This window comes from Cribrihabitans pelagius (genome assembly GCF_048820915.1).
Lineage (GTDB): Bacteria > Pseudomonadota > Alphaproteobacteria > Rhodobacterales > Rhodobacteraceae > Cribrihabitans_A > Cribrihabitans_A pelagius.
Map to the genome: position 1 here is coordinate 49685 of NZ_JBMERR010000019.1, position 25796 is coordinate 75480.

The following is a 25796-nucleotide window of genomic DNA, read 5'->3' on the forward strand; positions in this document are numbered from 1 at the left end:
AGTTCTGATGAGATCGGGCTGGTTTGGGGCGTGTCGCTCCTTGTATTCGGGTTGTGTCGCTGTCTTCGATGTTCGGGCACCTGAGCCGAGTCACCGCCCAAGCCCTCTAGCTCTGCCCACGGTCCAGTCGATGCTACCTGCGCGCACTTTGACGCTTATCTCCGCGCCGCGATACCGCTCCCGCATGCCTTGCGGCCCGGCGCCGGGGGCCACGAATGTCAGGATTCCAGTGCTTCGCGTCCATTGAATTTGGAAACCTGCGCCGTCCATTCGCCGGGAAAGTACTGCATTGCGGTCTTCAGGGTCAGGTCTGCGAACTGCGTGCCATCGAGAACCGCCGTGACGATCTCGGGAGCCAGCAGTGTGAGCCGCAGGATTCGTGTCAGGAACGAAGGCGTCACGCCTTCCCGCTCCGCAAGCTCTCTGATCGTGGCGAACTCCCCTGACTCCAGAATCTGCTTCCACCGGAACGCGCGCGCCAGCGCCTTAACGAGGGTGCTGTCTGTCCGGCGCGATGGCATCGCGCCATCCGGCAATTGCATCTCCTTCCGTCCGCCGCGCTTCACGAGGCGGAACGGGACGTGGAGCGTCACCGTCTCTGGGATCGGCGTCCTGCTGGTCATGCTGCCACCTCAATGCCGCCTGCAAGCATCTCGCGGGCAAGGCCACTGAGTCCGTCGAGGCGCAGCCGCACGTTCAACCCGTCCGCACCGATGTCGATGCGCTCGACGAGCAGCGCCACGATGCGCGCCTGCTCCGCTGGGAAGAGTTCATCCCAAACCGGGTCGAGTTGCTGCAGGGCCGCGCGGGCATCGGCCTCGGTCATGTCGTCGGCATGCGGCCGCGCTGCCTTCCATGTGCCCGCCACAATCTCAGGCTGGCGGAACACGGCGCGGAGTTGATCTATGACGGCGGTTTCGATTTCACCTGCTGGGACACGTCCGACAGGGCACGAGCCGGCGCCGTGCTTCAGCACCGTCTGGCTGACATAGTAGCGGTAGAGCTTGCCGCCCTTGCGCGTGTGGGTGGGCGAGAACGCCGCACCATCCGGACCGTAGAGCAGCCCCTTCAGCAGCGCGGGGGTGTCGGCCCGAGTGCGTGCGGCGCGTTTGCGAGGGCTTTCGGTCAGGATGGCGTGGACCTTGTCCCAAACATCCTTTTCGATGATGGCATCATGCTCGCCGGGGTAGCTGTTCCCCTTGTGGACGGCTTCGCCGATGTAGGCGCGGTTGTTCAACACGCGATACAGGTATTTCTTGTCTATCCGGTTGCCACGGCTGGTCTGGATGCCGCGTGCTGCCAGCTCCCGCGCCAGTTCCGTGCCCGAACCGATTTCGATGAAACGGTTGAAGATCCAGCGGACATTGGCGGCATCGGCCTCCTTGATGATCAGCTTCCGGTCCTTCACCTCGTAGCCAAGCGGTGGCACGCCGCCCATCCACATGCCCTTCATACGGCTGGCGCGGACCTTGTCCCGTATGCGCTCGGCTGTCACCTCGCGCTCAAATTGGGCGAATGACAGCAGGATGTTCAGAGTCAGCCGCCCCATGGAGGTGGTCGTGTTGAACGACTGTGTGACGGAAACGAAGGTGACGCCATTCCGGTCGAACACCTCGACTAGTTTGGAAAAATCCATCAGCGACCGCGACAGACGGTCGATCTTGTACACGACGACAACGTCGACCAAGCCATCTTCGACATCCGCAAGCAGACGTTTCAGGCCGGGGCGTTCCAACGTGCCGCCGGAGATGCCACCGTCGTCATATTGGTCGCGGACCAGCACCCAGCCCTCGGACCGTTGGCTGGCGATATAGGCCTCGCAGGCCTCGCGTTGGGCGTGGAGCGAGTTGAACTCCTGCTCCAGCCCTTCCTCGGAGGATTTGCGGGTGTAAACGGCGCAGCGCAGTTTCCTGACAATCGGTTTGGTCATGCGCCCCTCCGGTGATTTTTCAGGCCAAAGAACACCCAGCCGTTCCAGCGTGTGCCGGTGATCGCGCGGGCAATGGCCGACAGCGATTTGTAAGGGCGGCCCTGCCAGTCGAAACCATCGGTCGTGACGGTGACGAGATGCTCGACGCCCTGCCATTCGCGGACCAGCCGCGTGCCCACGATCGGTGTCTGGTCAGCGCGGATGCGGCTCTTCTTGCGGTCGCCGCCGTCCAGCTGTTCGCCAAGGGCTTCGAGCCGCCGGATCGTGTCGGGTTTCAGGCCGCCATAGGCCAACTCCTGGATGCGGTAGGCTAGTCGACTCTCGAGGTAGCGACGATTGAACGGCGGCGGCTCGCTGTCGAACAGCTCACGCCATTGCGTCTTCAGGTCTGGTGTCGACGTGGTCTTGAGCGCGGCCAGGCGGGCGGGAATGGGATCTTGTTTTGTCATGCGTTTCTCCGGTGAGTTGGAGTTGCATGACGCCATTCGTCGGCCGGATAGTGTAGGCAACTTTCTCCAGTATCGTCAGATACTTCCGCCCGATTCCGCATCCTCAGACGAAACAACCCGAGCGCCAGCAACTCGCACAGTTCGGCGCGGCGTTCGGCCGGTGTCATCTGGTCGGGCGGGAGTGGGTTGGGTCGTTTCATGTCTCGGGCAGCCGTGATTGGGGTGTCGTTACCAATCAAAAGCCACCCCGAAGCCTCGGGTGGGACATGCCGCGCTCCACGACTGCCAGAAAAAAGCGAACAAGTGGAGAACATCGACCCTTGCGGAAGAAAGTTTCGTCAGCGATTATCGGAGGTTGAATCAGATAGAGAGAAACACTCGTTGAGGTGATTTCATGGCGCGCAAAGCAATTCCGATCGGTCCGAATATCCTGGCGTTGATTGAACAGGCGCGCGTTGACCTTACCCGAGCAGCACAGACCGTTCGGCAATGGGTCAATCCCGTTTCCAATTGCCCAACTGGTCATCGCAATTTCAAATTCCGAATATGACACCAAGTTTGTAGACTACAGATTAAATAAGCGTTTTCGGAGACTTATATGGTACGTGCCCCAGCCAAGACCTGCCCGAACCTTTCTCGACTGCTCAATGACGCAGAGCCGTCATTGCTATCGGCGTTTTTTCGGAGCAGGTCGTTCGAAAGGCTGGATTGGCTGAAGAACTACCAGTTCGAGCCCAATGACTCTGAAGGCCCGGCTTCCGCTACCACTATGTTGCATCAAGAAAACAAGGACCGCTTGGGGCCACTAGAAGCGGAGGCCGCACGAATTGTCACCCTCATCGCTGACCGGGGTCAATTCGTGCTCGAAGGTTTGGCCAGGGCAAAGCTAGAACCCGAGCGCTCCCGTGAACTCATGGACCAGCGGGATCAGCTTGCGCGCAGCCTTTGGGCCTTCACCCATGAACAGAGCCTGTTCGAAGCGGCCGAAAACAGTCTGCACCTGCGCATGTATCGTCGCTATGACAAGCACTATCAGACGTTTATGGCCGATCCGTCGACGGATGGTGGTCCCGACGCGGGCAGTGAAATACTCGATGCGCTGCTTTCCCAGCTGAACACCGAGTTGGATCGAGGTGACGGTTATAGCATTGACCGTTTCGATATTCCGGAGGATGGGGACGAACCGGCCGCCGAGATGTATCTGCTATTTCACCCCGACCCTCCGACCAGCGTTCGAGAGATTGATGATTCCGGCAATCGGTCCCGCATCTATTTCCGACCGCCGGGGGAAGCGATGATCGTCTACACACCTTCGACAGGTCGAGTTCATGTTCGGGCCGGTACGAGAACCCTGCGCCACACCATTGCCGAGCGGTTCATTGAGACGGCTTTGGATCAGACGTATTCGAACCAGCCGGTCGATTTTCAGGCGTACGACATCTCGCAATTCCTGTCGGGTTTTGATCTGAATCCGCCCGAACTGGACGATGCGGTAATCCTGCGCGCTCAGGTGATCCGTGCAGAGATCAGCGTTGTCAATTTGGCAAACCGCCTGTCGCTGTCAACGACCATCAATCAGGACATATCGGCAATTATCGGCGCTCAGCCCGGTCTGGACCGCATTTTCTCTCGCGCTGTCGCGATCCGCTTCGTCGAGATTGCAGTCAGGTATCGCCGTGCAGGCGCGGCCACTGAGAAAACGCTCAACTTCACTTTGACCGACCGGAACACGAGCAGCCTCCTCAGCGTGGACGATCATTTCGAGCGCGTGCTCGGTCATAGATTGCTTCGGCATTGGAACATTTTGCAAGAGGGGCGCGCCCCGAACGCTGTTGAAGGCATGACCATTATGCCTGCACTGCTCTCCATCTGGGACATCAGCGCCGACAGGATTGCCGGTGCATGGCTCCTCGATCGCGGAATCGACCCGGCTCTTCTGACAGAATTGGGTTTTCTTGTACCCGCGGGCTGGGAAGGCGACGACCTGATCGATGACGAAGACGGAATTGGCCCAGTTGTGGCCGAAGTCGTTGCACAACCGGACAAGGTCGATCTCAAAGTTGCAGAGGGCCATGTTACTCCCAGTGGTGGCAGTCCGGATCGCTATAGAACCTATCGTGTGCGCGATGGCTGGGTCGAGGAACATCTTCGCGCTCGATTGGAAGATACGCTGGATGCGCCTGCCATCGAGGAATTGAATAAACACCTGCTGTATCTTGGCAGGCTCGAGATCGACAACCGGGATGTTCCGATCTACCTGGCTCGCAGTCTGGACCAGGAAAAAGTCAGGGCGTCGGTCGACGGAGAGCTAAGGGCACGCAGCAGCCTTGGGATTGGACTGGTGCTGCAGGCTGGAAACGCGGCGGGGGCGTGCCTTGCTGCGAATGTCTTGACGCCTCTTGCCGATCACATGGAAGCCGACGAACCGGAAATCACCCTGGTTGCGGATAAGCTCAAGGCCATCTTTCGACGCGACCAATCTCTCGCGCGAGGCGGGCTGACCGTGCAGCTTGAACGCACTGGCGAAAATTCCGGAACGCTTTTTGTGCCGGGAAAGGGATCCATCGACATATCGGGTGAACAGAGGCTGCTCGTCGTTCAGCGGCTTGTGGACGCCCACAATAATGGCCCTGCACCAATCGTAACAGCAGATCTTATTTCAGGCATTGAGGACCAATCATTGTCCAACATTTTTGGGTCTGTGCTTTGGAAAAAGCTCAAGGCAGACTTTGTCCGATCTCCGAAACGTAAGTGGTGGGAGATCGCGATCTGAGATCAACTCCGATCCGGCTCCGTTCCGAGGTCTGACGAACTCCGATTCTTGCGTCCAATAGGAGTGCTCCATAGCAAAGAGGAGCACTCCAATGCCGACTCCCGACACTTCCCGCCAGCCAGCCCAGATGAGCTGGACCGGTGGTGCAAAATCAAAACCCAACCCTTTGAGCCCCGAATGGCGCTGCACGCGCTGTGACAAGCTGCTCGGTGTCCGCCGGGACGGCCGCATGCACCTGCGTTTCGCGCGGGGGCACGAGTATCTCGTGGGCTTTCCAGTTCAGGCCACCTGCCGCGGCTGCGGCGCGCTGAACCACGCGACCGCACCCGCGCGCTGACGCGCGCATTCACCCAACCCCCTGAAATCGCAGAGACGCGCGACGTCCTGACCTGGCCACGACAAGGCGCTGGACGCCTGGCCGCAAGGCAGGCGTCCGATGTCCTTCGCGTGGCACGAGATCCGTGATCACCTCATGCAATCTTCCTCCAACCTTCACTTCCAGCGCAGTTTCGACGCCGTCCGGCGTGAACAGGCCGCCCTTTCGGCGTTCCGGGATCCGGCGGCCCTGCTGGACGGGCTGCATCGCACCCCCGGCGATCATGGCCAGAAGAACGTGATCCTCACCGCGCTCGTCAGGGCGGCGCAGGCAGATGGGCCCGCGTCCGACTGCGCCCTGACGCTGCTGTTGCTGGCGCTCTGGCCGGGCCTCGACGCCATCCGCTGCCGGTCGATCTGGCGCAGGCTCGGCACCGCCGACGAGGTCGCGTCCGATGTTCTGGCGCGCACCACCGTGTCGGTCCGCAGCCTCGACCTCGGACGCGTCAACTGGATCGCGGCCACGGTGCTGCGCAACGTCGAGCGCGACATGATCCGCGTGCGCCAGCGCGACACGGCGCGCGAACATCTCGCCAGCGGCGCCGATCCCGACGAGGTGGCGGACAGCGGCGACAGCGGGATCGGCGCAACCGGGTACGCACGGCTGAACGACGCCGTGCGGAAGCTGCTCGGCGATGACGCCCTGCTGGTGATCCGCGTCGCGATCGAGGGTTTCTCGCAAGCCGAGGCGGGAGCCGAACTGGGCTTGACCGAGGCTGCCGCCCGCAAGCGGCACCAGCGCGCCATGCGCCGGCTGCACGCCGCCCTCGAGGAAATCCCCTGACCCGATGTCCCGATCCGGTCCCGCCGGTGGCTTTTCCCATTCGAGCGCCCCGAGCGCCTCTCCTCCAACCGAAAGCAGACACGCATGAACCGTACTGCCGACCTGTCGCTCGAGGATTTCAGGCGTCTTCCGGGGCTCTATCGCCGCTGGGAGCTGACCGAGGTCTGCGAGCCCAACCGCAACTATCAGATCGAGGACGCCGGCGCCCATGCCGACGGGACGCCGCTCCTGGCGATCTACGTCGCCGAGCCCGCGCCCGACGTCCGCGAGGCCGCGTGATGCGCCTCCTCAATCACCTCATCTCACGGAGAAAAGCTATGCCGGACCAGCCGGACGACATCACCCGTCTTCGCGCCGCGAGCTACGCCCTCGAAGAACTCCCCGAAACCATCGCCCTCCCGCAGCGCGCCGGTGACGAGCCGCGCGAGCCGCTGCCGGTCGTCGAGGCGACCGTCGACGAGATCGCCTTCGCGATCGTGGAGGCGGAGCGCGAGAGCACGGCCGCCTACCGCCGGGCCGATGCGCTGAAGCGGCTCTACAAGATCGTCCGCGAGGCGGGGTGCATCGGCGCCGACCGCGCCGCCACGGCCGTGATCAAGAAGGAGGGCCAGTGATGGCCCTTCCCATCATCGGCGCCGACGAACGGCTCGCGCAGCGCAAGGGGATCAAGGGCGTCATCTTCGGCCGGTCCGGCATCGGCAAGACCAGCCTGCTCTGGACGCTGAATGCCTCGACCACGCTCTTCCTCGATCTCGAGGCTGGCGATCTGGCGGTCGAGGGGCTGGAGATCGACACGCTCCGGCCCCGCACCTGGAAGGAATGCCGCGATTTCGCGGTGTTCATCGGCGGGCCGAACCCGGCGCTGCGCGAGGACCAACCCTACAGCCAGGCGCATTTCGACGAGGTCTGCGGCCGCTACGGCGATCCCACGGTGATCGGGAAATACGAGACCGTCTTCATCGACTCGATCACCGTGGCCGGGCGGCTCTGCTTCCAGTGGTGCCGCGGCCAGCCCGAGGCGTTCTCCGAGAAGACAGGCAAGCCCGACATCCGCGGCGCCTACGGGCTGCATGGCCGCGAGATGATAGGCTGGCTGACCCATCTGCAGCACACGCGCGGCAAGCACGTCTGGTTCGTCGGGATCCTCGACGAGCGGCTCGACGATTTCAACCGCAAGGTCTTCCAGCCGCAGATCGACGGCTCGAAGACCGGGCTCGAGCTGCCCGGGATCGTCGATCAGGTCATCACCATGGCCGACATCCCGGACCCCGGCGGCCAGCCGCAGCGCGCCTTCGTCTGCCAGACGCTGAACCCCTGGGGCTATCCCGCCAAGGACCGCTCCGGTCGCCTCGACATGGTCGAGGCCCCGCATCTCGGCCGGCTGATGGAGAAGATCCAGCGCCCTGCGGCGCCTGCCTCCGAACGCCTGACCTGGCCGCCGGTGACGCCCGCCGATCCCGCCCCCGCGCAGGAGCCCGGCCATGGCTGAGCGCACCGCGCCACGCCCGGTGTCCCGATCCGGTCGCCGGGGTGGCTTTTCCCCACTGACGCCGCTGCGCGTCCCACCCTCCAACTGAAAGGAGCCGCGCAATGTCCGGACCCTGGAACGACTTCAACTCCGCCCAATCCAACACCAACGTCATCCCGAAGGGCACGCTCGCCAAGGTGCGGGCCTCACTGCGGCCCGGCGGCTACGACGACCCCTCGCAGGGCTGGACCGGCGGCTGGGCGCGCCGCGCCGCCACCGGCGCCGTCTATCTTGACGTCGAATATACGGTGCTCGAGGGGCCCTATGCCCGGCGCAAGATCTGGTCGTTGATCGGTCTCTACAGCCCCAAGGGCCCGGACTGGGCCAACATGGGGCGCGGCCTGATCCGCGGCATCCTCAACTCGGCGCGCGGCGTGTCGGACAAGGACAACTCGCCCGAGGCGCAGGCGCGCCGCCGCATCAACGGGTTCGGCGATCTCGACGGGGTCGAATTCGTCGCCCGCATCGACATCGGCACCGACACCAACGGCGAGGACAAGAACGAGATCCGCGCCGCCGTCACCCCCGACCATCGCGACTACGCCGCGCTCATGGGCGCGGTCGCGCCGCAGTTCACCGCCGCCCCGGCGCAGGGCCACGCCCCGCAGCAGCCTACCACGGTCACCCAGCCCAGCCAGCCTGCGTCCGCCCCCGGCGCCGCCGGTCGGCCGAGCTGGGCGCAGTAAGGGGGAGACCAGCGATGCGCCTGCGCCCCCGCCAGAAGACCTTCGTCGAGCGCAGCGTGGCTGCGCTCGCTTCCCGCGGCAACACGCTGGGCGTGGCGCCCACGGGTGCTGGCAAGACCATCATGCTCTCGGCGGTCACCGGCGAGATGATCGGCGACGGCGCCAAGGCCTGCGTGCTGGCCCATCGCGACGAGCTGACGGCGCAGAACCGCGCAAAGTTCCAGCGCGTGGTGCCAGGCGTCGCCACATCGGTGATCGACGCCACGGAGAAGTCCTGGGGTGGCCAGGTCGCCTTCGCCATGGTGCCGACGCTGGCGCGGGCTTCGAACCTTGCCGACATGCCACGCCTCGACCTGCTGGTTGTCGACGAGGCGCATCACGCCGTCGCCGACAGCTACCGCCGCATCATCGACCGGGTGCGCGAGGCCAATCCCGACGCCCGCATCTTCGGGGTCACGGCGACGCCGAACCGGGGCGACAGGAAGGGCCTGCGCGAGGTTTTCGACAACGTGGCCGATCAGGTGCGGCTGGGCGAGCTGATCGCCTCGGGCCACCTGGTGCCGCCGCGCACCTTCGTCATCGACGTGGGCGTGCAGGGCGAGTTGCGCTCGGTCCGCAAGACCATGTCGGATTTCGACATGGCGGAGGTCGCGGGCATCATGGACCGCGCCCCCGTCACCGACGAGGTGATCCGCCACTGGAAGGAGAAGGCGGGCGACCGGCAGACCGTGGTGTTCTGCTCCACCGTCGCCCATGCCGAACACGTCACCGACGCCTTCAGGGCGGCGGGCGTTTCCGCCGCGCTGATCCACGGCGATCTGGCGGCCGAGACCCGCAAGGCGATCCTCGCCGACTACGCGGCGGGCGACATCCGCGTCATCGTCAACGTGGCGGTGCTGACCGAGGGCTGGGACCACCCGCCCACGTCCTGCGTCGTGCTGCTGCGGCCCAGCTCCTACAAGTCCACGATGATCCAGATGGTCGGGCGCGGCCTGCGCACCGTCGATCCCGAGGAATATCCCGGCATCGTCAAGACCGACTGCGTCGTGCTGGATTTCGGGACGTCGAGCCTGATCCACGGCACGCTGGAACAGGATGTCGATCTCGACGGCAAGACCGAAACCGGCGAGGCGCCGACGAAGACCTGCCCGGCCTGCGAGGCGGAGATCCCGCTGGCCGCCACCGAATGCCCGCTCTGCGGCGAGGCTTGCCCGCGCGAGGACGAAGAGGCCGGCGAAGGCGGGGCCGCCGCGCCGCTCTCGGGCTTCATGATGACCGAGATCGACCTGCTGAAGCGGTCCAGCTTCGCGTGGGTCGACCTCTACGGCACGGACGACGCGCTGATGGCCACGGGCTTCGCGGCCTGGGGCGGCATCTTCTGGCTGGAAGGGGTCTGGTACGCGATCGGCGGGGCGAAGGGCGAACGCCCGCATCTGCTGGGCGTCGGCGAGCGCACGGTCTGCCTCGCACAGGCCGACGACTGGCTGAACACGCACGAGACCGACGAGAGCGCCTTCAAGACCCGTTCCTGGCTCCGCCAGCCGCCGACCGAAAAGCAGCTGCAATACCTGCCACCCGAATGCCGCCATGACTTCGGCCTGACGCGCTACCGCGCCTCCGCTCTGATGACCTTCGGCTTCAACAAGCGCGCCATCCGCCAGCTGATCGACACGGCCGCCCGGCCCGAACGGAGGGCGGCATGACCCATGTCCACATCCACCCCCATCACGGCCGAGGACCGGCGGCGGCTCTGGCATCCGCGTGGGACGCTCTGTGCTGTCTGCCGGCAACCCACCCGTGGCTTTGGCTGGTTCGATCCGCACCGGTCGAAGCGGCGCCGGCCCTCGGTCTGGTTCTGCTCGATGCCCTGCCAGTCCTTCTGGACGCGCTTGGCCAGGGAGCGTTTCGCCATGGTTGACCTGACCGAGGAAGAGCGCGCCGCGATCACCGCCACCATGAAGCGCGTGGCGCTGCTGATGGACGAGATCGGCTGGGCCACCCCGCTCGCCGAACTGACCGAGGCGCAGGTGCGCGCGCTGATCGAGGAAGCCGTCGAGGGCTTCCGCGAGGCCATGTCCGACATCGCCCGGGCGCAGACGTCGGAGGTGCCGTTCTGATGCTGGACTACAACCATCGCCCCAGCTTCGCCGACCGGGTCAACGCCGCAGTCGATCGGTCGCTGACCGCCGATCAGACCACGCGGCCGCCCCGCGACTATCTGGGCGGCTCGCGCCTCGGCCATGCCTGCGAGCGGGCCCTGCAGTTCGAGTTCACGGCGACGCCGAAGGACGAGGGCCAGGATTTCAGCGGCCAATCGCTGCGCATCTTCGCCATCGGCCACGCGCTCGAGGATCTGGCCGTCGCCTGGCTGCGCGGCGCGGGCTTCGACCTCTACACCCGCAAGGGCAACCGTACCGATGGTGGCCAGTTCGGCTTCTCGGTCGCGGGCGGGCGCATCCGCGGTCATGTCGACGGCATCATTGCCGCCGGGCCCGAGGGCTTCGGTCTGGCCGTTCCCGCTCTCTGGGAATGCAAGACCATGAACGCCAAGAACTGGCGCGCCTGCGTCAAGGACGGCGTGAGCAAGTCGAAGCCGGTCTACGCCGCCCAGATCGCGGTCTATCAGGCCTACATGGAAACCAGCGTGCCCGGCATCAGCGCCGCGCCCGCCGTGTTCACCGCGATCAACAAGGACACGGCCGAGATGCACCACGAACTGGTGCCCTTCGACGCCGATCTCGCGCAGCGCATGTCCGACCGGGGCGTGCGGATCCTGCAGGCGACCGACGCGGGCGAGTTGCTGCCGCGCATCGCCATCTCGCCCGACTTCTTCGAATGCCGCTTCTGCCCGTGGTCCGAACGCTGCTGGGGGCTGCCGGCATGAGCGACGACGGCATCCTGCATTTCAACCCGTGGATGGACTTCAACGACGGGCCACCGTCCGAGAACCCCTTCGGCTGCGACCCCGACCCCGAGCAGATCGCCGTGTTCCTCGACACCGTGTTCAGCTGGTGCGAGGGGCTGATCCCGCTCCGCGGCTTCGTCGACAAGGGTCAGGGCCGAGACGGCAAGCCGCACAACATCTGGATCCCGGCCGACGACACTGCGCCCGAGAAACTCGCAACCTTCGCCGGATGGGCGAACCGCGAGGGCGCCGCCGTCTATGTCATTCCCGGCACGGTCGAGGAACAGGGCCAGGCCCGCGCCGCCGACGTGCTGCAGATGCAGGCCATCGTCGTCGATCTCGATGCGGGCGACATCCCGGCCAAGCTGGACCATGTCACCCGCCACCTCGGCGCGCCCACGCTCATCATCGAAAGCGGCGGGCGCACGCCCGAGGGCGCGGCGAAGCTCCATGTCTGGTGGAAACTGACCGAACCCGCCGAGAGCGACGACCTGGTCGCCCTCTGCCGCCTGCGCGGCGAGATCGCCGTGAAGGTCGGCGGCGACACGCATTTCCGCTCGGCGCACCAGCCGATCCGGGTGCCTGGCACCGTCTATCACAAGCACGGCCACCAGCGCCTTGTGCAGATCCGCGAACATCGCGACGTCGAGGTGGATCTTGCGGATTTCGCCGAGAAGGTCGCCGAGATGCCGCCGCTGCCCGGCGTGGGCTTCGCCAGCGACGTTGCCGCGCCGACCGCGAAGCCCGGCATCGACGCGGTGCTCACGACGCCGGTGCGCGAGGGCGCGGTCGACGACTGGTCCCGGTTTCAGGGGGCCAGCGCCGCCATCGGCCATTATGTGCGCCTGGTGCACGAGGGCCGCCTCGACCCCTTCGCGGGCTGGGAGGCGATCTGCGGCTACAACGCCGCGATGATGCGCCCATCCTGGCCGCTCGATCGGCTGCAGGCCGAGTCCGAACGCCTCTGGGCGCTGCATGTGAAGCGCAACGGCCCACCACTCCTGCGCACGGCCTATGCCGACGCCCCGGCCAGCCCGCTGCCGACATTCAGCCTAGGCGCTCTCCTCGACGACACCAGTCCGATGCCCGAGGACATCATCGGGCCGCGCGTGCTGACCCCGGGCGGGCTCCTGGTGCTGGGCGGCGCGCCCAAGGTCGGCAAGAGCGACTTCCTGATCTGCTGGCTCGTGCACATGGCCGCTGGCGTGCCGTTCCTCGGCTTCACGCCGCCCCGGCCGCTGTGCGTGTTCTACCTGCAGGCCGAGATCCAGTATCACTATCTGCGCGAGCGCATGCAGCAGATCGCGCTGCCCGCTGCCGTGATCGCCGCCGCGCGCGACACCTTCATCGCCACCCCGAAACTGAAGCTGCTGCTCGACGCGGAGGGCATCGCCCGCGTGGCCGAGGCGATCAGGGCCGCATTCCCCGACGCGCCGCCCGACATCATCGTCATCGACCCGATCCGCAACCTCTTCGATGGCGGCCCCGAGGGCGGCGGCGAAAACGACAACACCGCCATGATGTTCTTCCTGAAGGACCGGGTCGAGCTCCTGAGGGAAGCTGTCAATCCGGATGCGGGCATCATCCTCGCCCACCACACCCGAAAGGCCACCAAGCATCAGGTCAAGGACGATCCCTTCCTCGCGCTCTCCGGCGCCAGCGCGCTGCGCGGCTTCTACACCTCGGGGCTGCTCATGCACCGGCCTGACGAGGACAGCAGCGTCCGCAAGCTGGAGATCGAGCTGCGCAATGGCCCCGCGCTGCCGGGCAAGCTCATCGACAAGGTGAAGGGCGAGTGGGTCGAGCTGAACCCGCTGAACGAGCGCCTGGTGCGCAAGGAGGTCGGCGCCAGGCTCGATGCCGAACGGCTGCGCAAGCACGATGTCATCCTCGGCATGCTGCTGGATGAGGCGGCGGGCGAGCGCCTCTACACCGCCATGCAGTTCGCCGAGACCTTCGAGAACCGTGGCGGGCTGGGCAGCAAGCACACCATTCGCGAGCGCCTCAGCGTGCTGGCGACCAAGGGCTTCGTGAAGTTCCTGCGCGACCCCTCGGGGTTCGGCTTCCCCGTCACCCGGTCCCGGTTCGGCTACCTCTGCGTCGAGGGCATGCAGTTCGGCGCGCCCGTCGACCATGTCGATCCGGCCACTGGCGAGGTCACCACGGAGGTCCGTCCGGTCCTGCCCAGCCACTTCAAATGCCCCCTATCCGGGCTCTGCCTGCAGGTCGAAAACTCCGCCGTCTGGGTCTACCCGGAGGGGCTGGAGGACGACCCAACTCATATGAGTGAGGCCTGACTCATATGACAGCGCCAACTGTGCACTCAACGAAATCAACGGGTTACGGGCAAATAAGAGTTAGGTCCCTAACTCATGCCCGAAGACTTCATGAAGTCTTATTCCGCAATGATTTCAGCCACTTGAACGCCTCGGAACAGTTAGGTGTCAAACCCCCATACTACGTATGGGAGGGCCACCCCACAGGGTTGGCCACTCCTCCCATACGTCCGGGTCAGCCGCGCGCGCCGCCGTGACGCTCCCTTGTGCTTTCCGATCCGACGACGGCGGCCCCGTACCGCCAAGCACCAGACCGCCGTCGTCTTCCACCACCACAGGCCACCGGCAAAGGAGACCCATCATGGCTCAGCCGACTCTGATCCCGAATTGCGACGGCGCAAGGTTTGAATCGCTGCCGCTCGACACCCCCCGCAACCGCTGCATCCTCGCGCTCGACCTCGGCACCTCGACCGGCTGGGCGATCCGCGGCCATGACGGCCTGATCACCAGCGGCACCGTCTCGCTGCGCCCCGGCCGATTCGACGGCGGCGGCATGCGCTACCTGCGCTTCACCAACTGGCTGACCGAGATCGACCGGCTGTCCGGTCCTGTCGCCGCGATCTGGTTCGAGGAAGTCCGCCGCCACGCGGGCACCGACGCAAGCCACATCTACGGCGGGCTCATGGCCACGCTGACCGCATGGGCGGAACTGCGCGGCGTGCCCTACGAGGGCGTCCCGGTCGGCACGATCAAGCGTCACGCCGCAGGCAAGGGCAACGCCGACAAGGCCGCCATGGTCGCCGCCGTCCGCGCCCGCGGCTTCAGCCCGGCCGACGACAACGAGGCCGACGCCATCGCCATCCTGCTCTGGGCGATCGAGACGAACGGGGGTGTCGCATGAGATGGCATCCCCATGGCTACGGCGGCCGGCGCCGGGATCCCGAGCAGGTCAAGCGCGAGGGCTGGCAGGAACAGGGCGTCCTCGCGGTCTCCGCTGATGACGACCGCCTCACCTGGCCCGAGCGTGAACTAGTCCGCCAGCTGGGCGAGAAGCTCTACGGCCCGCGCCCGTCCGACAGGGAGGCGCGCCATGGCTGATCGCGAATGGACCGCCGACTGCGTCGCCGATCATTTCGAGGAAGCGTTCCGCACCCTGCGCAAGCTGCCGCCTGTGAAGGCACAGGGCTACTTCAACACCTGGCCCGACATCGTGCGGACCAGCCGCGAGATCGCGGCGATGGAGCCGCAGCCGATGCGGGTCTGGCCCTCGGCAGCAGCAATCACCCGGCTCGAGCAGACCTTCGACTGGGTGCTCTGGATCGAGGAGGCGGAGCGCAAGCTGGTCTGGTCGCGCGCGGCCCGTGTGCCCTGGAAGCAGATCAGCGGTGAGCTCGGCTGCGATCGCACGACGGCGTGGCGCCGCTGGCAGCTGGCGCTGACCAAGATCGCTGCGCGGCTGAATGCGCAGTGACTCCAATGTGTTGCAACACTTTTTCCTTCGACATCTGCAACAGATCCATGCTATTCCGAAGGCAAGATGGGGAGAGTGCGTCGGGAGACGGCTCTCCCCGTCTTTTTTTAGTGAAAACCGACATGGCTTCCTGGCATCAGCCGGGCCACGGCGAACCGACGTTGGCAGTACGGCATCGCGGTCATCGTTTGGCGGCTGAACGGCAAACGACTGGCAGGGAAACGGTCAATGGAGTTTGTGATCGGCCTGACGTGAGCGGGATGATGGACAGCAGAGGATCAAATCGCCGATCCGTGCGTTGTCTTGAAAACGGACGAAGCGTTCAAGGTGACATTGCGTTGCATTCTGCGTCGACTTCGGGAAAGGCAAGGAATGCTGAATTTTATACGCAAAGGCGCGGGCCGCCCGCTCCTCCTTGTGCACGGCCTTGGAGGTTCGTGGCGGTCTTGGACGACGATCCTTCCTGCTCTCTCCGAGACGCGCGAGGTCATTGCCCTTGATCTGCCTGGCCATGGCGCAACACCGGGGGATACCAGCAGCAGCACCTTCACGGGGCTCGCCGACAGCGTCGAGGCCTTCATCGGCGAACAGGGGCTTGACGGCATTGACATCGTCGGCAGCTCGCTCGGCGCAAGGATCGTGCTCGAGATGGCGCGTCGCGGGAAAGTCGGCGCCACGATCGCTCTCGATCCCGGCGGCTTCTGGCGGGGCTGGGAACGGACATACTTCCGCTCCACACTTTTGGCGTCGATCCGGCTCGTACGCGGTCTCGAGTCTGCACTGCCGACCCTTTCCCGATCCGCTGTGACCCGTAGCATGCTCCTGGCGCAGCTGTCGGCACGTCCCTGGAAGCTGGAAGGTGACGTCGTGGCGACCGAATTGAAGAGCTTTGCCGCGACCAAGACCTTCGACGCGCTTGTGCGCGACCTCGCAGCCGCCCCGGAGCAGGAGGGACCGGCGGCAGGGACATCCCGCCCCGTCGTCGTAGGATGGGGTCGGCAGGATCGTTTGTGTCTGCCACGACAGGCCGCCAGGGCGATGGAGGCGTTTCCATCCGCAAAGCTGCATTGGTTTGAAAAATGCGGGCATTTTCCGATGTGGGATCAGCCGGCAGAAACCGCTCGGCTCATTCTCGACGAAACGGGCGCAACTTCGTGATTTGGCAGCGCCCCCACCGCTGAGATTTCCCGACAAACCGTCAAGCGCAATCACCTTCGTGAGACACTTTTCGATGAGACATCGGTGGGCGAGACGCGAGGCGCATCTTGGCCTATCAATCACCGCATACTCGGGAGAGGAGCGCGCAGGCAGAGGCCGCGCGGCTGGCTTCCGGGGTCCAACCGGGATCCAACCGGGGTCCATCCCGCTAACCCACTGATTTCCGGTTCCTTCCTGGCGATATTCGTATGCTGGCGGGCGAAGCGCGCAATATCGCCAGCGACAGGGCCGGTTTTTTGGGAAGCCACCCTTAGCAGGCATCCACCCGCGACCCGCTGAAAACCGCAACAAAACAAACCTTTGGCATCGGACACACCCGGTGGCCGCTGGACCCCTCGCGGAGTCCAGGTTGGCAGCCGGTGTCCGGAGTCCAGCTGATTGAGGCGAACTGACCCGCATGACCCTGAGCTTTGCCCCGGATGCGATCGAGATGTGGCCGCTGGCCAGGCTTCAGCCCTACGCGAAGAACGCCAAGGCGCATGGTGCGGACCAGGTCGCGAAGATTGCCGCGAGCATGGCGGAGTTCGGCTGGACCGTCCCTTGTCTGGTCGCCGATGACGGCGAGTTGATCGCGGGCCATGGCCGGGTGTTGGCGGCCACGCAGCTGGGGCTGACCGAGGCACCGGTGATCGTGCTGGGCCATTTGACCGAGACGCAACGCCGGGCGTACCGGATCGCGGACAACAAGCTGACGGAACTCGGCACATGGGATGAGGCGCTGCTGTCGGCCGAGCTGAACGACCTGCTGGCCGAGGATTTTGACCTGTCGCTCATCGGATTCGACGATGCCGAGCTTGAGGCGCTGCTGGCCGGTGAGGTCGCCCCTGAAACCGCCTTCCGCGAGGGCGAGGACGATGTTCCCGAGGCCCCGGAAACCCCGATCAGCCGCCCCGGCGATCTCTGGGTGCTGGGCAAGCATCGGTTGCTCTGCGGGGATGCGACTGTGGCCACGGATGTCGAGCGACTGCTGGGTGATGTGACGCCGCTCCTGATGGTGACCGATCCACCCTATGGCGTCGAATATGATCCCGGCTGGCGCAACAAGGCGGGAGCGGCCGCAACCAAACGCACCGGCAAGGTGCTGAATGACGACCGCGCGGATTGGCGCGAGGCCTGGGCGCTGTTCCCGGGCGATGTCGCCTATGTCTGGCACGGCGCGCTGCACGCAACGACGGTCGCGGAAAGCCTGGAAGCCTCCGGCTTCAACATCCGGTCCCAGATCATCTGGGCGAAGGATCGTCTGGTGCTGAGCCGCGGCGACTATCACTGGCAGCACGAACCCTGCCTCTATGCCGTGAAGAAAACCGGCAAAGGCCATTGGGCAGGCGACCGAAAGCAGACCACGCTCTGGCAAATCGCCAACAAGGATCAAGACGCTGAAACCGTCCACGGGACCCAGAAACCCGTCGATTGCATGCGCCGGCCGATCCTCAACAATTCCAGCCCGGGTCAGGCCGTCTACGAGCCGTTCATGGGATCCGGCACCACGCTGATCGCAGCGGAAACCACAGGCCGCGTCTGCATCGGGATCGAACTGAACCCGGCCTATGTCGATGTCGCCGTGCAGCGCTGGCAGCAATTCTCCGGCCAAGAGGCCGTGCTGGACGGAACCGGCGAGAGCTTCGCCGATCTGACGGCCAACCCACGCTGAGGCGATGCATGACCTGGCTTTACCTTCCTCCGGGCGCGCTTCCGGAGCCAGAGATCTGTTCGGCCTCTCGCTCTGCTCCGGCGCAGGCGGGCTCGACCTCGGGCTCACCATCGCCATCCCCGGATATCGAACTGTGGGCCATGTCGAACGGGAAACCTACGCCGCGGCCATCCTCGTGGCACGGATGGAAGAGGCGGCCCTGGATCCAGCGCCTGTCTGGGACGACGTTGGAACCTTCGACGGCCGCCCATGGCGCGGCGCGGTGGACATCGTCACTGCGGGCTATCCGTGCCAGCCGTTCTCCGTCGCGGGCAAACGCAAAGGCGCAGACGACCCGCGCCACCTCTGGCCGCATGTCGCCAGGATCATTGAAGAGGTCCAGCCGCCCTTCGTCTTCCTCGAAAACGTCGCCCATCATCTCCGCCTCGGCTTCCCCGAAGTCGCCGGCGGATTGGTCGGCATGGGCTACAAGCTTGCGGCAGGCCTCTTTACGGCGGCGGAAGTCGGTGCGCCCCACAAACGGGAGCGCCTGTTCATCCTCGCGCACCGTGAGCATGACCAACTGGCCGACCCCGCGCGCCTGCTCCGGGACCCGCTCGAGCGGTGGGAACCGGACCGAGATGCTGCGGCTTTGGCCGACACCCCGGGCGAGCGCGAACGAGAACCGGCAGACGAAACCGACGCCGTCGCAGGAAGCGGGCAAGCACGGGATGAACCTGGCGACCTCGGCCGCCATGTGGCCGACCCCGCAGATCGACAGCTTTCGCAGCCGGGGCGGCGCCCGGAAACACGAGAAGGGCTTGGACGGCATGGCGCGGGATTGGCCCACGCCGATGGCGACCGACGGGAACAAGCCGAGCGCGGGCAACCGCAAGTCCGCCGACCTGACCAGTGCCAGCCAGATGTGGATGACGCCAACGGCGCGGGATCACAAGGACGGGGCCACGACACTGGCGAATACGCCCGTGAACGGCCTGCTTGGCCGCCAGGTCCTGGCGACGCCGACGGTTGGGCGCGATACCTCCGAGCAGCGCCGGACGCTGAACCCAGCATTCGTCGAGGCGCTGATGGGTTGGCCCACCGGGTGGACCGCCTTCGGCTCTGCGGCAACGGCGTGGTCCCACTGGTTGCCGCGCATGCGCTCCGAACTCTCGCGGCTCAATTGCTGGCCGACGGATGAAGGAGAGCCAGCATGAAGCAATCACGCCTCATGTCGCTGGTCGAAGCCGTCGCCAATGTTGCCGTCGGCTACGGCGTCGCGGTCATCACGCAGATCCTGATCTTTCCGATCTTCGGGCTGCACACGACGTTGGCGCAGAACCTGAAAATGGGCGCGATCTTCACGGTGGTCAGCATTGCGCGTTCGTTCGCCCTGCGGCGGGTGTTCGAGGCGATCCGCATGCGAGCAGCAGATTAAGCTCTTATGCGAGTTCACAACATGAAGCGAGGCAGGATCCATTCTGAATACCCATTCGACGCAGTGTTGAAGTCTTCAACTAGGACGTCCCGTTCGGGACCAAGGATTTTGTCCAGCTCACCTTGGATCGCGGCAGCATAATCGTTGCAGCAAGTCCATGCGCCAATAATCTGGTCGGCTGAAACGGATCCAATAATCTGAACTTCCGCATCGGGATCTGTTGGTAAGAAAGACGGGATGCCGGTTTCTTCGCGATATGCCTGTCCCTTGAAGCGAGTGGGGGCCATTTTGTCTGAAAACATCTGCTCGAAAGCCCATGGGCCGCCAAGGAACCCACGGTGATCAAGCATTTCACGGGTAGCGGCGTTCCGAAAACAGAAACGGCAGTTGTGCGTCCAGAGTATACTTGGGTCTATGAAGAGCATGACCCACTCAGCTTGCTTGGAATCACGCGACTTGGCGGAGAAGATTTTTTGACTGGCACCGGAGATGCTGAATGACACCGCCTGATCACTTGCATCCAAGCGATGTTGTGCACCGGCATAGGCTGTAAACTCCGCGGGGTAGAGCATTTCTCGAGGCAGAATACCGTGCTGGACGATGTTGGACAGGTTCCTTGTCAAAGTGAAATGAAGCAGAAAGCGGATATCTCTGTGCCGTGCTGCATTCCTGATGCGCTGTGATACTGTTGCTCGAGATGACAATTTTTGCAGTCCTGTTTGTCTTCATTATTTGTAGGGCAGCTTTTCACCGGTCCCCAATGTCTGCTCTCGGCGACTCTTTCAGCAAGTATGAATAGCAGCAAGATACCACCGCCCCAAAGGGACGGCGGCAATCAGTTTGTTGAGGCCGTGAGCGTCAGGCGGCGGGCAGCTTGTAAACGCGGCCCCGATCCTCGACCTTCTCCGAGGTCACTTCGAGCCCGAGTTTCTTCTTGAGCGCACCGGACATCGCGCCGCGCACCGTGTGTGACTGCCATCCGGTCGCTGCCATGATCTCTGCGATAGTCGCGCCGTCTGGTGCGCGCAACATCGCAATTAGAGTCGCCTGCTTGGTGCCTTCGCGTGGTTTGCGCGGCTTGGGTGCGGCATCCTCGGCTGGGCTGTCGGCAGCGTTGTCAGTCTCGATGCCAATGGCGGCGAGGCCTGTGTCGGTGGCGATCAGCGTCACGCCATGACCGTCGCCGGTCTCGCGCCAGACGGGCTCGCCGTTGCGCATATCGGCATCGACCTCTTCAAGGAAGCCTTTGGCGAGCATCGCGCTGACCACCTTGGTGGCAGCGCCGCCCCGCAGGCTGTCGGGCAACGGCAAGGCCAAATAGCCGTCGCGTTGGGATGCCGCGCTGAGAATGATGGCTTGGGTGTCGGTGAGTTTGGTCATGTTGCCTCCGGGTCTGAGCCGCGCGGAATGCTTGGCTTCTACCGAGGCGAGCCCGCCGCTTGGGCGGGCCGGGACCGACGCGCGATGGCTCAGTCGTCGCGCGCGATCAGGGCGAGGAGGACGGCCGCCATGCCGCCGAGATATTCGCTGCGGCGGAAGACGATCTCGTCGATCTCGCTCGCGGTTTTGATGCTCGGGTCGACCTGCAGGTCGTTGCCCATGTGTGGCATCAGGCGGGTGGCTTCGCGGTTGTAGCGCTCTGCAAGGGTGCTGGTCATCGGGCTCACTCCGCGTATTCGCCTTCGCCAAAGGCGCTGTCGGTGATGCGCTTCAGGAGGCAGGCGTAGTGCTCGAGGCTGCCAACCGTGGCCCAGCCGATCTCGTCGGGATGGCAGTTGAAGTGATCGTCGCTGAGGCTCTGGAGCCGGGCGAGCATCTCGTCGATCTCGGCCTTCTTGCCGATGAAGGCGTTCAAAGCCGCCTCCTTGTTGCGGCGTACCTTCTCGGCGCGAAGTTCGTGGCGGGGCGTTGTCTGCGGGTTCAGGCGGGTCATCGTGGCGGCTCCGTGGTGAGTTGCATCGTTTTCGCAGGACCACGTTCGCTCTGGTGCGGAGGCTTATCAACTACATAAGCACATGATTTTGAATGATAATCGGAGCGCGTCATGGAGGGTCTGAGCGAGCGCCAGTATGCCGCCCGCGTCGGCCTCTCACGCGGAGCAATCCAGAAGGCCAAGACCACGGGACGACTGGTTCTGCATTCCGATGGCAGCATCGACGCGGAGGCCAGTGATGCTTTGCGCGCGCAGGCGACCGATCCGTCGAAGACTCGCAAGGCGCCGAAGCCGAAGCTCAAGCCAGTCTCCGAGGCCGCGGTCTCGGCCGTGGGCGAAACGCTCCGCGAACAAGGGATGTCCGCACCGCCCGTCGGCAGCGGCACCACGTTCCTGCAGGCCAAGACGGCCAACGAGGTGCTGAAGGCGCAGGAGCGCCGGCTCCGGCTGCAGAAGCTCAAGGGCGAGTTGATCGACCGGGCCCGCGCGCTGTCGCTCGTGTTTCGGTTGGCGCGGCAGGAACGTGATGTCTGGGTCAATTGGCCCGCGCGGGCGGCGGCGCTGATGGCGGCTGAGCTCTCGGCCTCATGCAGCGAAGCGGTAGGCCAAGAAATCGTGATCGAGCCCGCCGCGATGCAAAAGGTTCTGGAGAAACATGTCCGTGCCCAGCTCGACGATCTTGCCGAGGTCAAACCCGATCTCCGATAAGGATTTCGAGGGTGCGGCTGAAATCTTGCGCGCCTGGGGCGCGGGCCTCACGCCGGATCCGGATCTGACCGTGTCCGAATGGGCCGATCGGCACCGGATGCTGTCTGGCCGCGCATCGGCCGAACCGGGCCGGTATCGCACGGCGAGGACGCCCTACATGGGCGAGATCATGGATCGGCTGTCGCCCGGTGATCCGACCCAACGGATCGTTTTCATGAAGGCCGCTCAGGTCGGCGCGACCGAAGCGGGAAACAACTGGATCGGCTTCGCGATCCACCAGGCACCAGGGCCGATGCTCGCCGTCCAGCCCACGGTGGAATTGGCGAAACGGAACTCGCGGCAGCGGATCGATCCGCTGATTGACGAAAGCCCGGAGCTGCGGGAGCGGGTAAAGCCGGCACGCTCGCGCGACGCGGGCAATACCATGTTGTCCAAGGAATTCGCGGGCGGCATCCTGATCATGACCGGGGCAAATTCGGCGGTAGGTCTCCGCTCGACCCCGGCGCGGTACATCTTCCTCGACGAGGTCGATGCTTATCCGGCCTCGGCCGATGAGGAAGGCGATCCGGTGACGCTGGCGGAAGCGCGCTCGCTGACCTTCGCGCACCGGCGCAAGGTGTTCCTCGTCTCGACGCCGACGATCCGGGGGATGAGCCGGATCGAACGGGACTATGAGGCCAGCGATCAACGCCGGTTCTTCGTGCCGTGTCCGCATTGCGGTGCGATGCAGTGGCTGAAATTCGAACGGCTGCGCTGGGAAAGGGGCCAACCAGAAACAGCGGAATATCACTGCGAAGGCTGCGAGACTCCCATCGCCGAACACCACAAGACGGCGATGCTGGAAGCAGGCGAATGGCGGCCGACCGCTACGGCCGCCGATCCCAATACCGTCGGCTACCACCTCTCGGCGCTCTATTCGCCCATCGGCTGGCTGAGCTGGGAGCGGATCGTGCGGGCCTGGGACGCGGCTCAAGGGTCGGATGAGGCGATCAAGGCGTTTCGCAACACGATCCTCGGCGAGACCTGGGTCGAGACCGGCGAAGCGCCGGACTGGCAGAGGCTCTATGACCAGCGCGAACGCTGGAAACCGGGCAATGTCCCTGCGGGCGGGCTGTTCCTGACCGCCGGGGCCGATGTGCAGAAGGACCGGATCGAGGTCGATGTCTGGGCCTGGGGTCGAGGGCTCGAAAGCTGGCTCGTCGATCATATCGTTATCGAAGGCGGGCCCGACCGGCATGAGGCTTGGGGCGAACTCACGGAACTGCTCGGTCGCACTTGGCCGCATGAACGCGGCGCGCATCTGAAGATTGCGCGGCTTGCCATCGACACGGGCTACGAGGCCCCAGCGGTCTATGGCTGGTCGCGGGCTCAAGGGTTCGCACAGGTCGCACCCGTGAAGGGCGTGGAAGGATTCAACCGGGCCAGCCCGGTGTCAGGGCCGACTTATGTGGACGCGACCGAAGGTGGCAAACGTCTGCGGCGCGGCGCGCGGCTCTGGACCGTAGCGGTATCGACCTTCAAGGCCGAGACCTATCGCTTCCTGCGGCTGGAACGGCCGACCGAGGAAGACATGGCCGCCGGGGCGACGTTCTCACCGGGCACGGTGCACCTGCCGCATTGGGTCGAGAACGAATGGCTCAAGCAGTTCGTGGCCGAACAGCTGGTGACGGTGCGCACAAAGCGCGGCTTTGCTCGGCTGGAATGGCAGAAGCTGCGCGAACGCAACGAAGCGCTGGATTGCCGGGTCTATGCCCGTGCCGCTGCCTGGATCGCGGGTGCGGATCGCTGGACGGACGAAAAATGGCGCGACCTTGAGGATCAGCTCGGGGTCGCTGACGCCTCTGCGGATCCCGCGGGGCAGATCAACAGGCAAACGCAGGCGTCGCAAGGCAAACGCCAATCCGACTGGCTCGGACGGCGTGGGGGATGGTTCTGAAGATGACCGACTGGACGGAAACCGAGCTCTCGGCGCTGCGCCGGGCCTATGCCAGCGGTACGACCCGGGTCAGCTATGACGGCAAATCCGTCGATTACGGCTCGGCCGAGGATCTGCTCGCCCGGATCCGAACCATCGAGCGTGCCATTGCGGGGACGAACCGACCATTACCGGTCGCTAGTCTCGCCGGCTTCTCGCGTGGAGATCGCTGATGTCGGCGAACTGGTTTGATCATGCGATTGCTACCGTAGCTCCCCGTGTTGCGGCTCGCCGCGTTCTTGCAAGGCAGGCCTTCGAAACCCTGACCCGTGCCTATGACGGCGCCGCGGGCGGGCGGCGGACCGAAAGCTGGCGTGCGCCCGGATCCTCCGCCGATACTGAGGTTGGCGTGGCCGGGGCGCTCTTGCGCGACCGGATGCGAGACTTGGTGCGCAACAACCCGCATGCGGCCAAGGCCGTAGCAGTGCTGGTCAACAACATCATCGGCGCGGGAATCATGCCGCGCGCCGCCAGCGGCAATGACAAGCTGGATCGAAAGGTCGATGCGCTCTTCGCCCAGTGGTCGGACACGGCCGATGCTGACGGCCAGCTCGACTTCTATGGGCTGCAAACCCTGATCTGCCGCGAGATGGTCGAGGCGGGCGAGGTCCTGGTGCGCCGGCGTCTGCGCCGTGCGAGCGACGGTCTGCCCGTGCCGCTGCAAGTGCAGGTGCTTGAGGCCGACTTCCTCGACGCCACGAAATCTGGCGCCATTGGCACAGGTCGGCTCGTCCAAGGGATCGAGTTTGACCCGGTTGGCAAGCGCCGGGTCTACTGGCTTCATGCCGAGCATCCGGGCGATGCCTATGGCGCCTTGCAGAACGGTCTGCAGAGCCGCCCGGTCCCGGCGACGGAGATCGCACATGTCTATGAGAAGCAGCGCACGCAGGCGCGCGGCGTGCCTTGGGGCGCGCCTGTGATCCGCAGCTTGCGCGATCTGGATGACTATGAGGTGGCGGAACTCGTCCGAAAGAAAACCGAGGCCTGTGTCACTGCCATTGTCTTCGGCGATGATGAGGCCCAGCAGGGCATCGCGCCCTCCGTGGTCGATGCTGACGGGAACCGGGTCGAGCAGTTCGAGCCGGGGCTGATCGCATATGCGCGGGGTGGTAAGGACATTCGGTTCAACCAACCGTCGGCCACTGGCGGCTACGCCGAGTACAAGCGGGCGAGCCTGCACACGATCTCGGCCGGGTTCCGGGTGCCCTACGAGTTGCTGACCGGCGATCTTAGCCAGGTCAATTATTCCTCGATCCGCGCCGGGCTGGTGGAGTTCCGCCGGATGATCGACGCCGTGCAATGGCAATTGTTCATCCCGATGTTCTGCGCGCCCAGCTGGCGCTGGTTCACCGAGGCTGCGTGGGCAGCGGGCCAGATCCCGACGCCTGAGGTGCCCGTCGAATGGTCGCCGCCAAAGTTCGAGGCGGTCGATCCGCAGAAGGACGCGATGGCCAACCTCTTGTCGATCCGTTCCGGCACCATGACGCTCGCAGAGGTGATCGCCCAACAGGGCCGCAACCCGGATGCCGTGCTGGCGGAGATCGCGGCCACCAACGCGAAGCTCGATGACCTCGGGCTGGTGCTCGACAGTGACCCGCGCCGCGTCAGCAAGACCGGCAGCGCGCAAACCAGCGACCCGACAAACGAACCGGCCGACGACGAGCCCGCCGCCGACACGGACACCGACCCGGCGCAGGCCGACCAACAGGACTGACCA

29 protein-coding genes and 1 pseudogene are annotated in these 25796 nt (G+C 64.9%); 23 read left to right on the forward strand and 7 right to left on the reverse strand.

Annotation, left to right across the window (positions count from 1 at the left end; genetic code table 11):
- Positions 1–218: 218 nt before the first annotated feature.
- From ACOHX0_RS16425 to ACOHX0_RS16435, 3 genes are read right to left on the reverse strand one after another with little or no spacing between them, the layout of a single operon-like run.
- Positions 219–623: a hypothetical protein gene (locus ACOHX0_RS16425; RefSeq protein ID WP_420678219.1), complete on the reverse strand. Its 405-nt coding sequence runs from the start codon at positions 621–623 to the stop codon at positions 219–221.
- Complete coding sequence (locus ACOHX0_RS16430) at positions 620–1930, reverse strand: recombinase family protein (protein WP_420678221.1); 1311 nt, start codon at positions 1928–1930, stop codon at positions 620–622. The genes ACOHX0_RS16425 and ACOHX0_RS16430 overlap by 4 nt, the downstream gene beginning before the upstream one ends.
- The gene (locus ACOHX0_RS16435) at positions 1927–2379 is read right to left on the reverse strand and encodes a DUF2924 domain-containing protein (RefSeq protein ID WP_420678223.1); all 453 of its coding nucleotides are present in this window, start codon (positions 2377–2379) and stop codon (positions 1927–1929) included. Before ACOHX0_RS16435 ends, ACOHX0_RS16430 begins: the two co-directional genes overlap by 4 nt.
- 598 nt (positions 2380–2977) lie before the next feature.
- On the opposite strand from ACOHX0_RS16435, the gene ACOHX0_RS16440 reads away from it, so the two are divergent.
- The 19 genes and pseudogenes from ACOHX0_RS16440 to ACOHX0_RS16530 all read left to right on the forward strand — a co-directional run bounded on the left by ACOHX0_RS16440 (position 2978) and on the right by ACOHX0_RS16530 (position 19463).
- On the forward strand, positions 2978–5152 hold the full coding sequence (locus ACOHX0_RS16440; RefSeq protein WP_420678225.1) for a hypothetical protein: 2175 nt from the start codon (positions 2978–2980) through the stop codon (positions 5150–5152).
- 91 nt (positions 5153–5243) lie between these two features.
- Positions 5244–5489, forward strand: coding sequence for a hypothetical protein (locus tag ACOHX0_RS16445; RefSeq protein ID WP_420678227.1), 246 nt, complete (start codon positions 5244–5246; stop codon positions 5487–5489).
- A 99-nt stretch (positions 5490–5588) separates the two neighbouring features.
- Positions 5589–6311 carry an RNA polymerase sigma factor gene (locus ACOHX0_RS16450; protein WP_420678229.1) on the forward strand — a complete coding sequence of 241 codons (723 nt, stop codon included), beginning with the start codon at positions 5589–5591 and terminating at the stop codon, positions 6309–6311.
- Between the two features lie 84 nt (positions 6312–6395).
- A complete protein-coding gene (locus ACOHX0_RS16455; RefSeq protein WP_018303655.1) occupies positions 6396–6590 on the forward strand; it encodes a hypothetical protein in 195 nt (64 codons plus the stop codon).
- A gap of 38 nt (positions 6591–6628) precedes the next feature.
- Complete coding sequence (locus ACOHX0_RS16460) at positions 6629–6925, forward strand: hypothetical protein (protein WP_420678232.1); 297 nt, start codon at positions 6629–6631, stop codon at positions 6923–6925.
- Positions 6925–7800: an ATP-binding protein gene (locus tag ACOHX0_RS16465; RefSeq protein WP_420678234.1), complete on the forward strand. Its 876-nt coding sequence runs from the start codon at positions 6925–6927 to the stop codon at positions 7798–7800. Before ACOHX0_RS16460 ends, ACOHX0_RS16465 begins: the two co-directional genes overlap by 1 nt.
- A 101-nt stretch (positions 7801–7901) precedes the next feature.
- Positions 7902–8525: a hypothetical protein gene (locus ACOHX0_RS16470; protein WP_334253324.1), complete on the forward strand. Its 624-nt coding sequence runs from the start codon at positions 7902–7904 to the stop codon at positions 8523–8525.
- Between the two features lie 14 nt (positions 8526–8539).
- A complete protein-coding gene (locus ACOHX0_RS16475) occupies positions 8540–10228 on the forward strand; it encodes a DEAD/DEAH box helicase (protein WP_420678236.1) in 1689 nt (562 codons plus the stop codon).
- Between the two features lie 207 nt (positions 10229–10435).
- Positions 10436–10642, forward strand: a complete 207-nt coding sequence (locus ACOHX0_RS16480; protein WP_420678237.1) for a DUF6511 domain-containing protein — start codon at positions 10436–10438, stop codon at positions 10640–10642.
- Complete coding sequence (locus ACOHX0_RS16485) at positions 10642–11409, forward strand: hypothetical protein (protein WP_420678238.1); 768 nt, start codon at positions 10642–10644, stop codon at positions 11407–11409. The genes ACOHX0_RS16480 and ACOHX0_RS16485 overlap by 1 nt, the downstream gene beginning before the upstream one ends.
- Complete coding sequence (locus ACOHX0_RS16490) at positions 11406–13727, forward strand: AAA family ATPase (protein ID WP_420678239.1); 2322 nt, start codon at positions 11406–11408, stop codon at positions 13725–13727. Before ACOHX0_RS16485 ends, ACOHX0_RS16490 begins: the two co-directional genes overlap by 4 nt.
- 340 nt (positions 13728–14067) lie before the next feature.
- Positions 14068–14607 (forward strand): hypothetical protein, encoded by a 540-nt coding sequence (locus ACOHX0_RS16495; RefSeq protein WP_246374557.1) that lies wholly within the window; start codon positions 14068–14070, stop codon positions 14605–14607.
- Positions 14604–14804: a hypothetical protein gene (locus tag ACOHX0_RS16500; protein ID WP_028720215.1), complete on the forward strand. Its 201-nt coding sequence runs from the start codon at positions 14604–14606 to the stop codon at positions 14802–14804. The genes ACOHX0_RS16495 and ACOHX0_RS16500 overlap by 4 nt, the downstream gene beginning before the upstream one ends.
- The gene (locus ACOHX0_RS16505; protein ID WP_018303644.1) at positions 14797–15177 is read left to right on the forward strand and encodes a DUF6362 family protein; all 381 of its coding nucleotides are present in this window, start codon (positions 14797–14799) and stop codon (positions 15175–15177) included. Before ACOHX0_RS16500 ends, ACOHX0_RS16505 begins: the two co-directional genes overlap by 8 nt.
- Before the next feature lie 372 nt (positions 15178–15549).
- On the forward strand, positions 15550–16335 hold the full coding sequence (locus ACOHX0_RS16510) for an alpha/beta fold hydrolase (protein WP_420678240.1): 786 nt from the start codon (positions 15550–15552) through the stop codon (positions 16333–16335).
- 457 nt (positions 16336–16792) lie between these two features.
- Positions 16793–18046, forward strand: coding sequence for a site-specific DNA-methyltransferase (locus ACOHX0_RS16515; protein WP_420678241.1), 1254 nt, complete (start codon positions 16793–16795; stop codon positions 18044–18046).
- Between the two features lie 4 nt (positions 18047–18050).
- A pseudogene (locus ACOHX0_RS16520) lies at positions 18051–18569 on the forward strand (DNA cytosine methyltransferase); the annotation flags it as partial.
- 187 nt (positions 18570–18756) lie between these two features.
- Positions 18757–19242: a hypothetical protein gene (locus ACOHX0_RS16525; RefSeq protein ID WP_420678289.1), complete on the forward strand. Its 486-nt coding sequence runs from the start codon at positions 18757–18759 to the stop codon at positions 19240–19242.
- Positions 19239–19463 (forward strand): DUF7220 family protein, encoded by a 225-nt coding sequence (locus ACOHX0_RS16530; protein WP_420678242.1) that lies wholly within the window; start codon positions 19239–19241, stop codon positions 19461–19463. Before ACOHX0_RS16525 ends, ACOHX0_RS16530 begins: the two co-directional genes overlap by 4 nt.
- A 14-nt stretch (positions 19464–19477) precedes the next feature.
- Here ACOHX0_RS16530 and ACOHX0_RS16535 read toward each other — a convergent pair whose 3' ends face one another.
- From ACOHX0_RS16535 to ACOHX0_RS16550, 4 genes are all read right to left on the reverse strand, one after another.
- Positions 19478–20167, reverse strand: a complete 690-nt coding sequence (locus ACOHX0_RS16535; protein ID WP_420678243.1) for a DarT ssDNA thymidine ADP-ribosyltransferase family protein — start codon at positions 20165–20167, stop codon at positions 19478–19480.
- A 154-nt stretch (positions 20168–20321) separates the two neighbouring features.
- On the reverse strand, positions 20322–20843 hold the full coding sequence (locus tag ACOHX0_RS16540; protein ID WP_420678244.1) for a DUF3489 domain-containing protein: 522 nt from the start codon (positions 20841–20843) through the stop codon (positions 20322–20324).
- 89 nt (positions 20844–20932) lie between these two features.
- Positions 20933–21121 (reverse strand): hypothetical protein, encoded by a 189-nt coding sequence (locus ACOHX0_RS16545; protein WP_420678245.1) that lies wholly within the window; start codon positions 21119–21121, stop codon positions 20933–20935.
- Between the two features lie 5 nt (positions 21122–21126).
- Complete coding sequence (locus tag ACOHX0_RS16550; RefSeq protein WP_420678246.1) at positions 21127–21396, reverse strand: hypothetical protein; 270 nt, start codon at positions 21394–21396, stop codon at positions 21127–21129.
- Between the two features lie 111 nt (positions 21397–21507).
- Here ACOHX0_RS16550 and ACOHX0_RS16555 point away from each other — a divergent pair, with 111 nt between their 5' ends.
- From ACOHX0_RS16555 to ACOHX0_RS16570, 4 genes are read left to right on the forward strand one after another with little or no spacing between them, the layout of a single operon-like run.
- Positions 21508–22104 (forward strand): hypothetical protein, encoded by a 597-nt coding sequence (locus tag ACOHX0_RS16555; protein WP_420678247.1) that lies wholly within the window; start codon positions 21508–21510, stop codon positions 22102–22104.
- Positions 22052–24040 carry a phage terminase large subunit family protein gene (locus tag ACOHX0_RS16560; RefSeq protein WP_420678248.1) on the forward strand — a complete coding sequence of 663 codons (1989 nt, stop codon included), beginning with the start codon at positions 22052–22054 and terminating at the stop codon, positions 24038–24040. Before ACOHX0_RS16555 ends, ACOHX0_RS16560 begins: the two co-directional genes overlap by 53 nt.
- Positions 24041–24042: 2 nt before the next feature.
- On the forward strand, positions 24043–24252 hold the full coding sequence (locus tag ACOHX0_RS16565; protein ID WP_420678249.1) for a phage head-tail joining protein: 210 nt from the start codon (positions 24043–24045) through the stop codon (positions 24250–24252).
- Entirely contained in the window at positions 24252–25793 is a 1542-nt protein-coding gene (locus ACOHX0_RS16570) for a phage portal protein (RefSeq protein ID WP_420678250.1), read from the forward strand. The genes ACOHX0_RS16565 and ACOHX0_RS16570 overlap by 1 nt, the downstream gene beginning before the upstream one ends.
- Positions 25794–25796 lie beyond the last annotated feature (3 nt).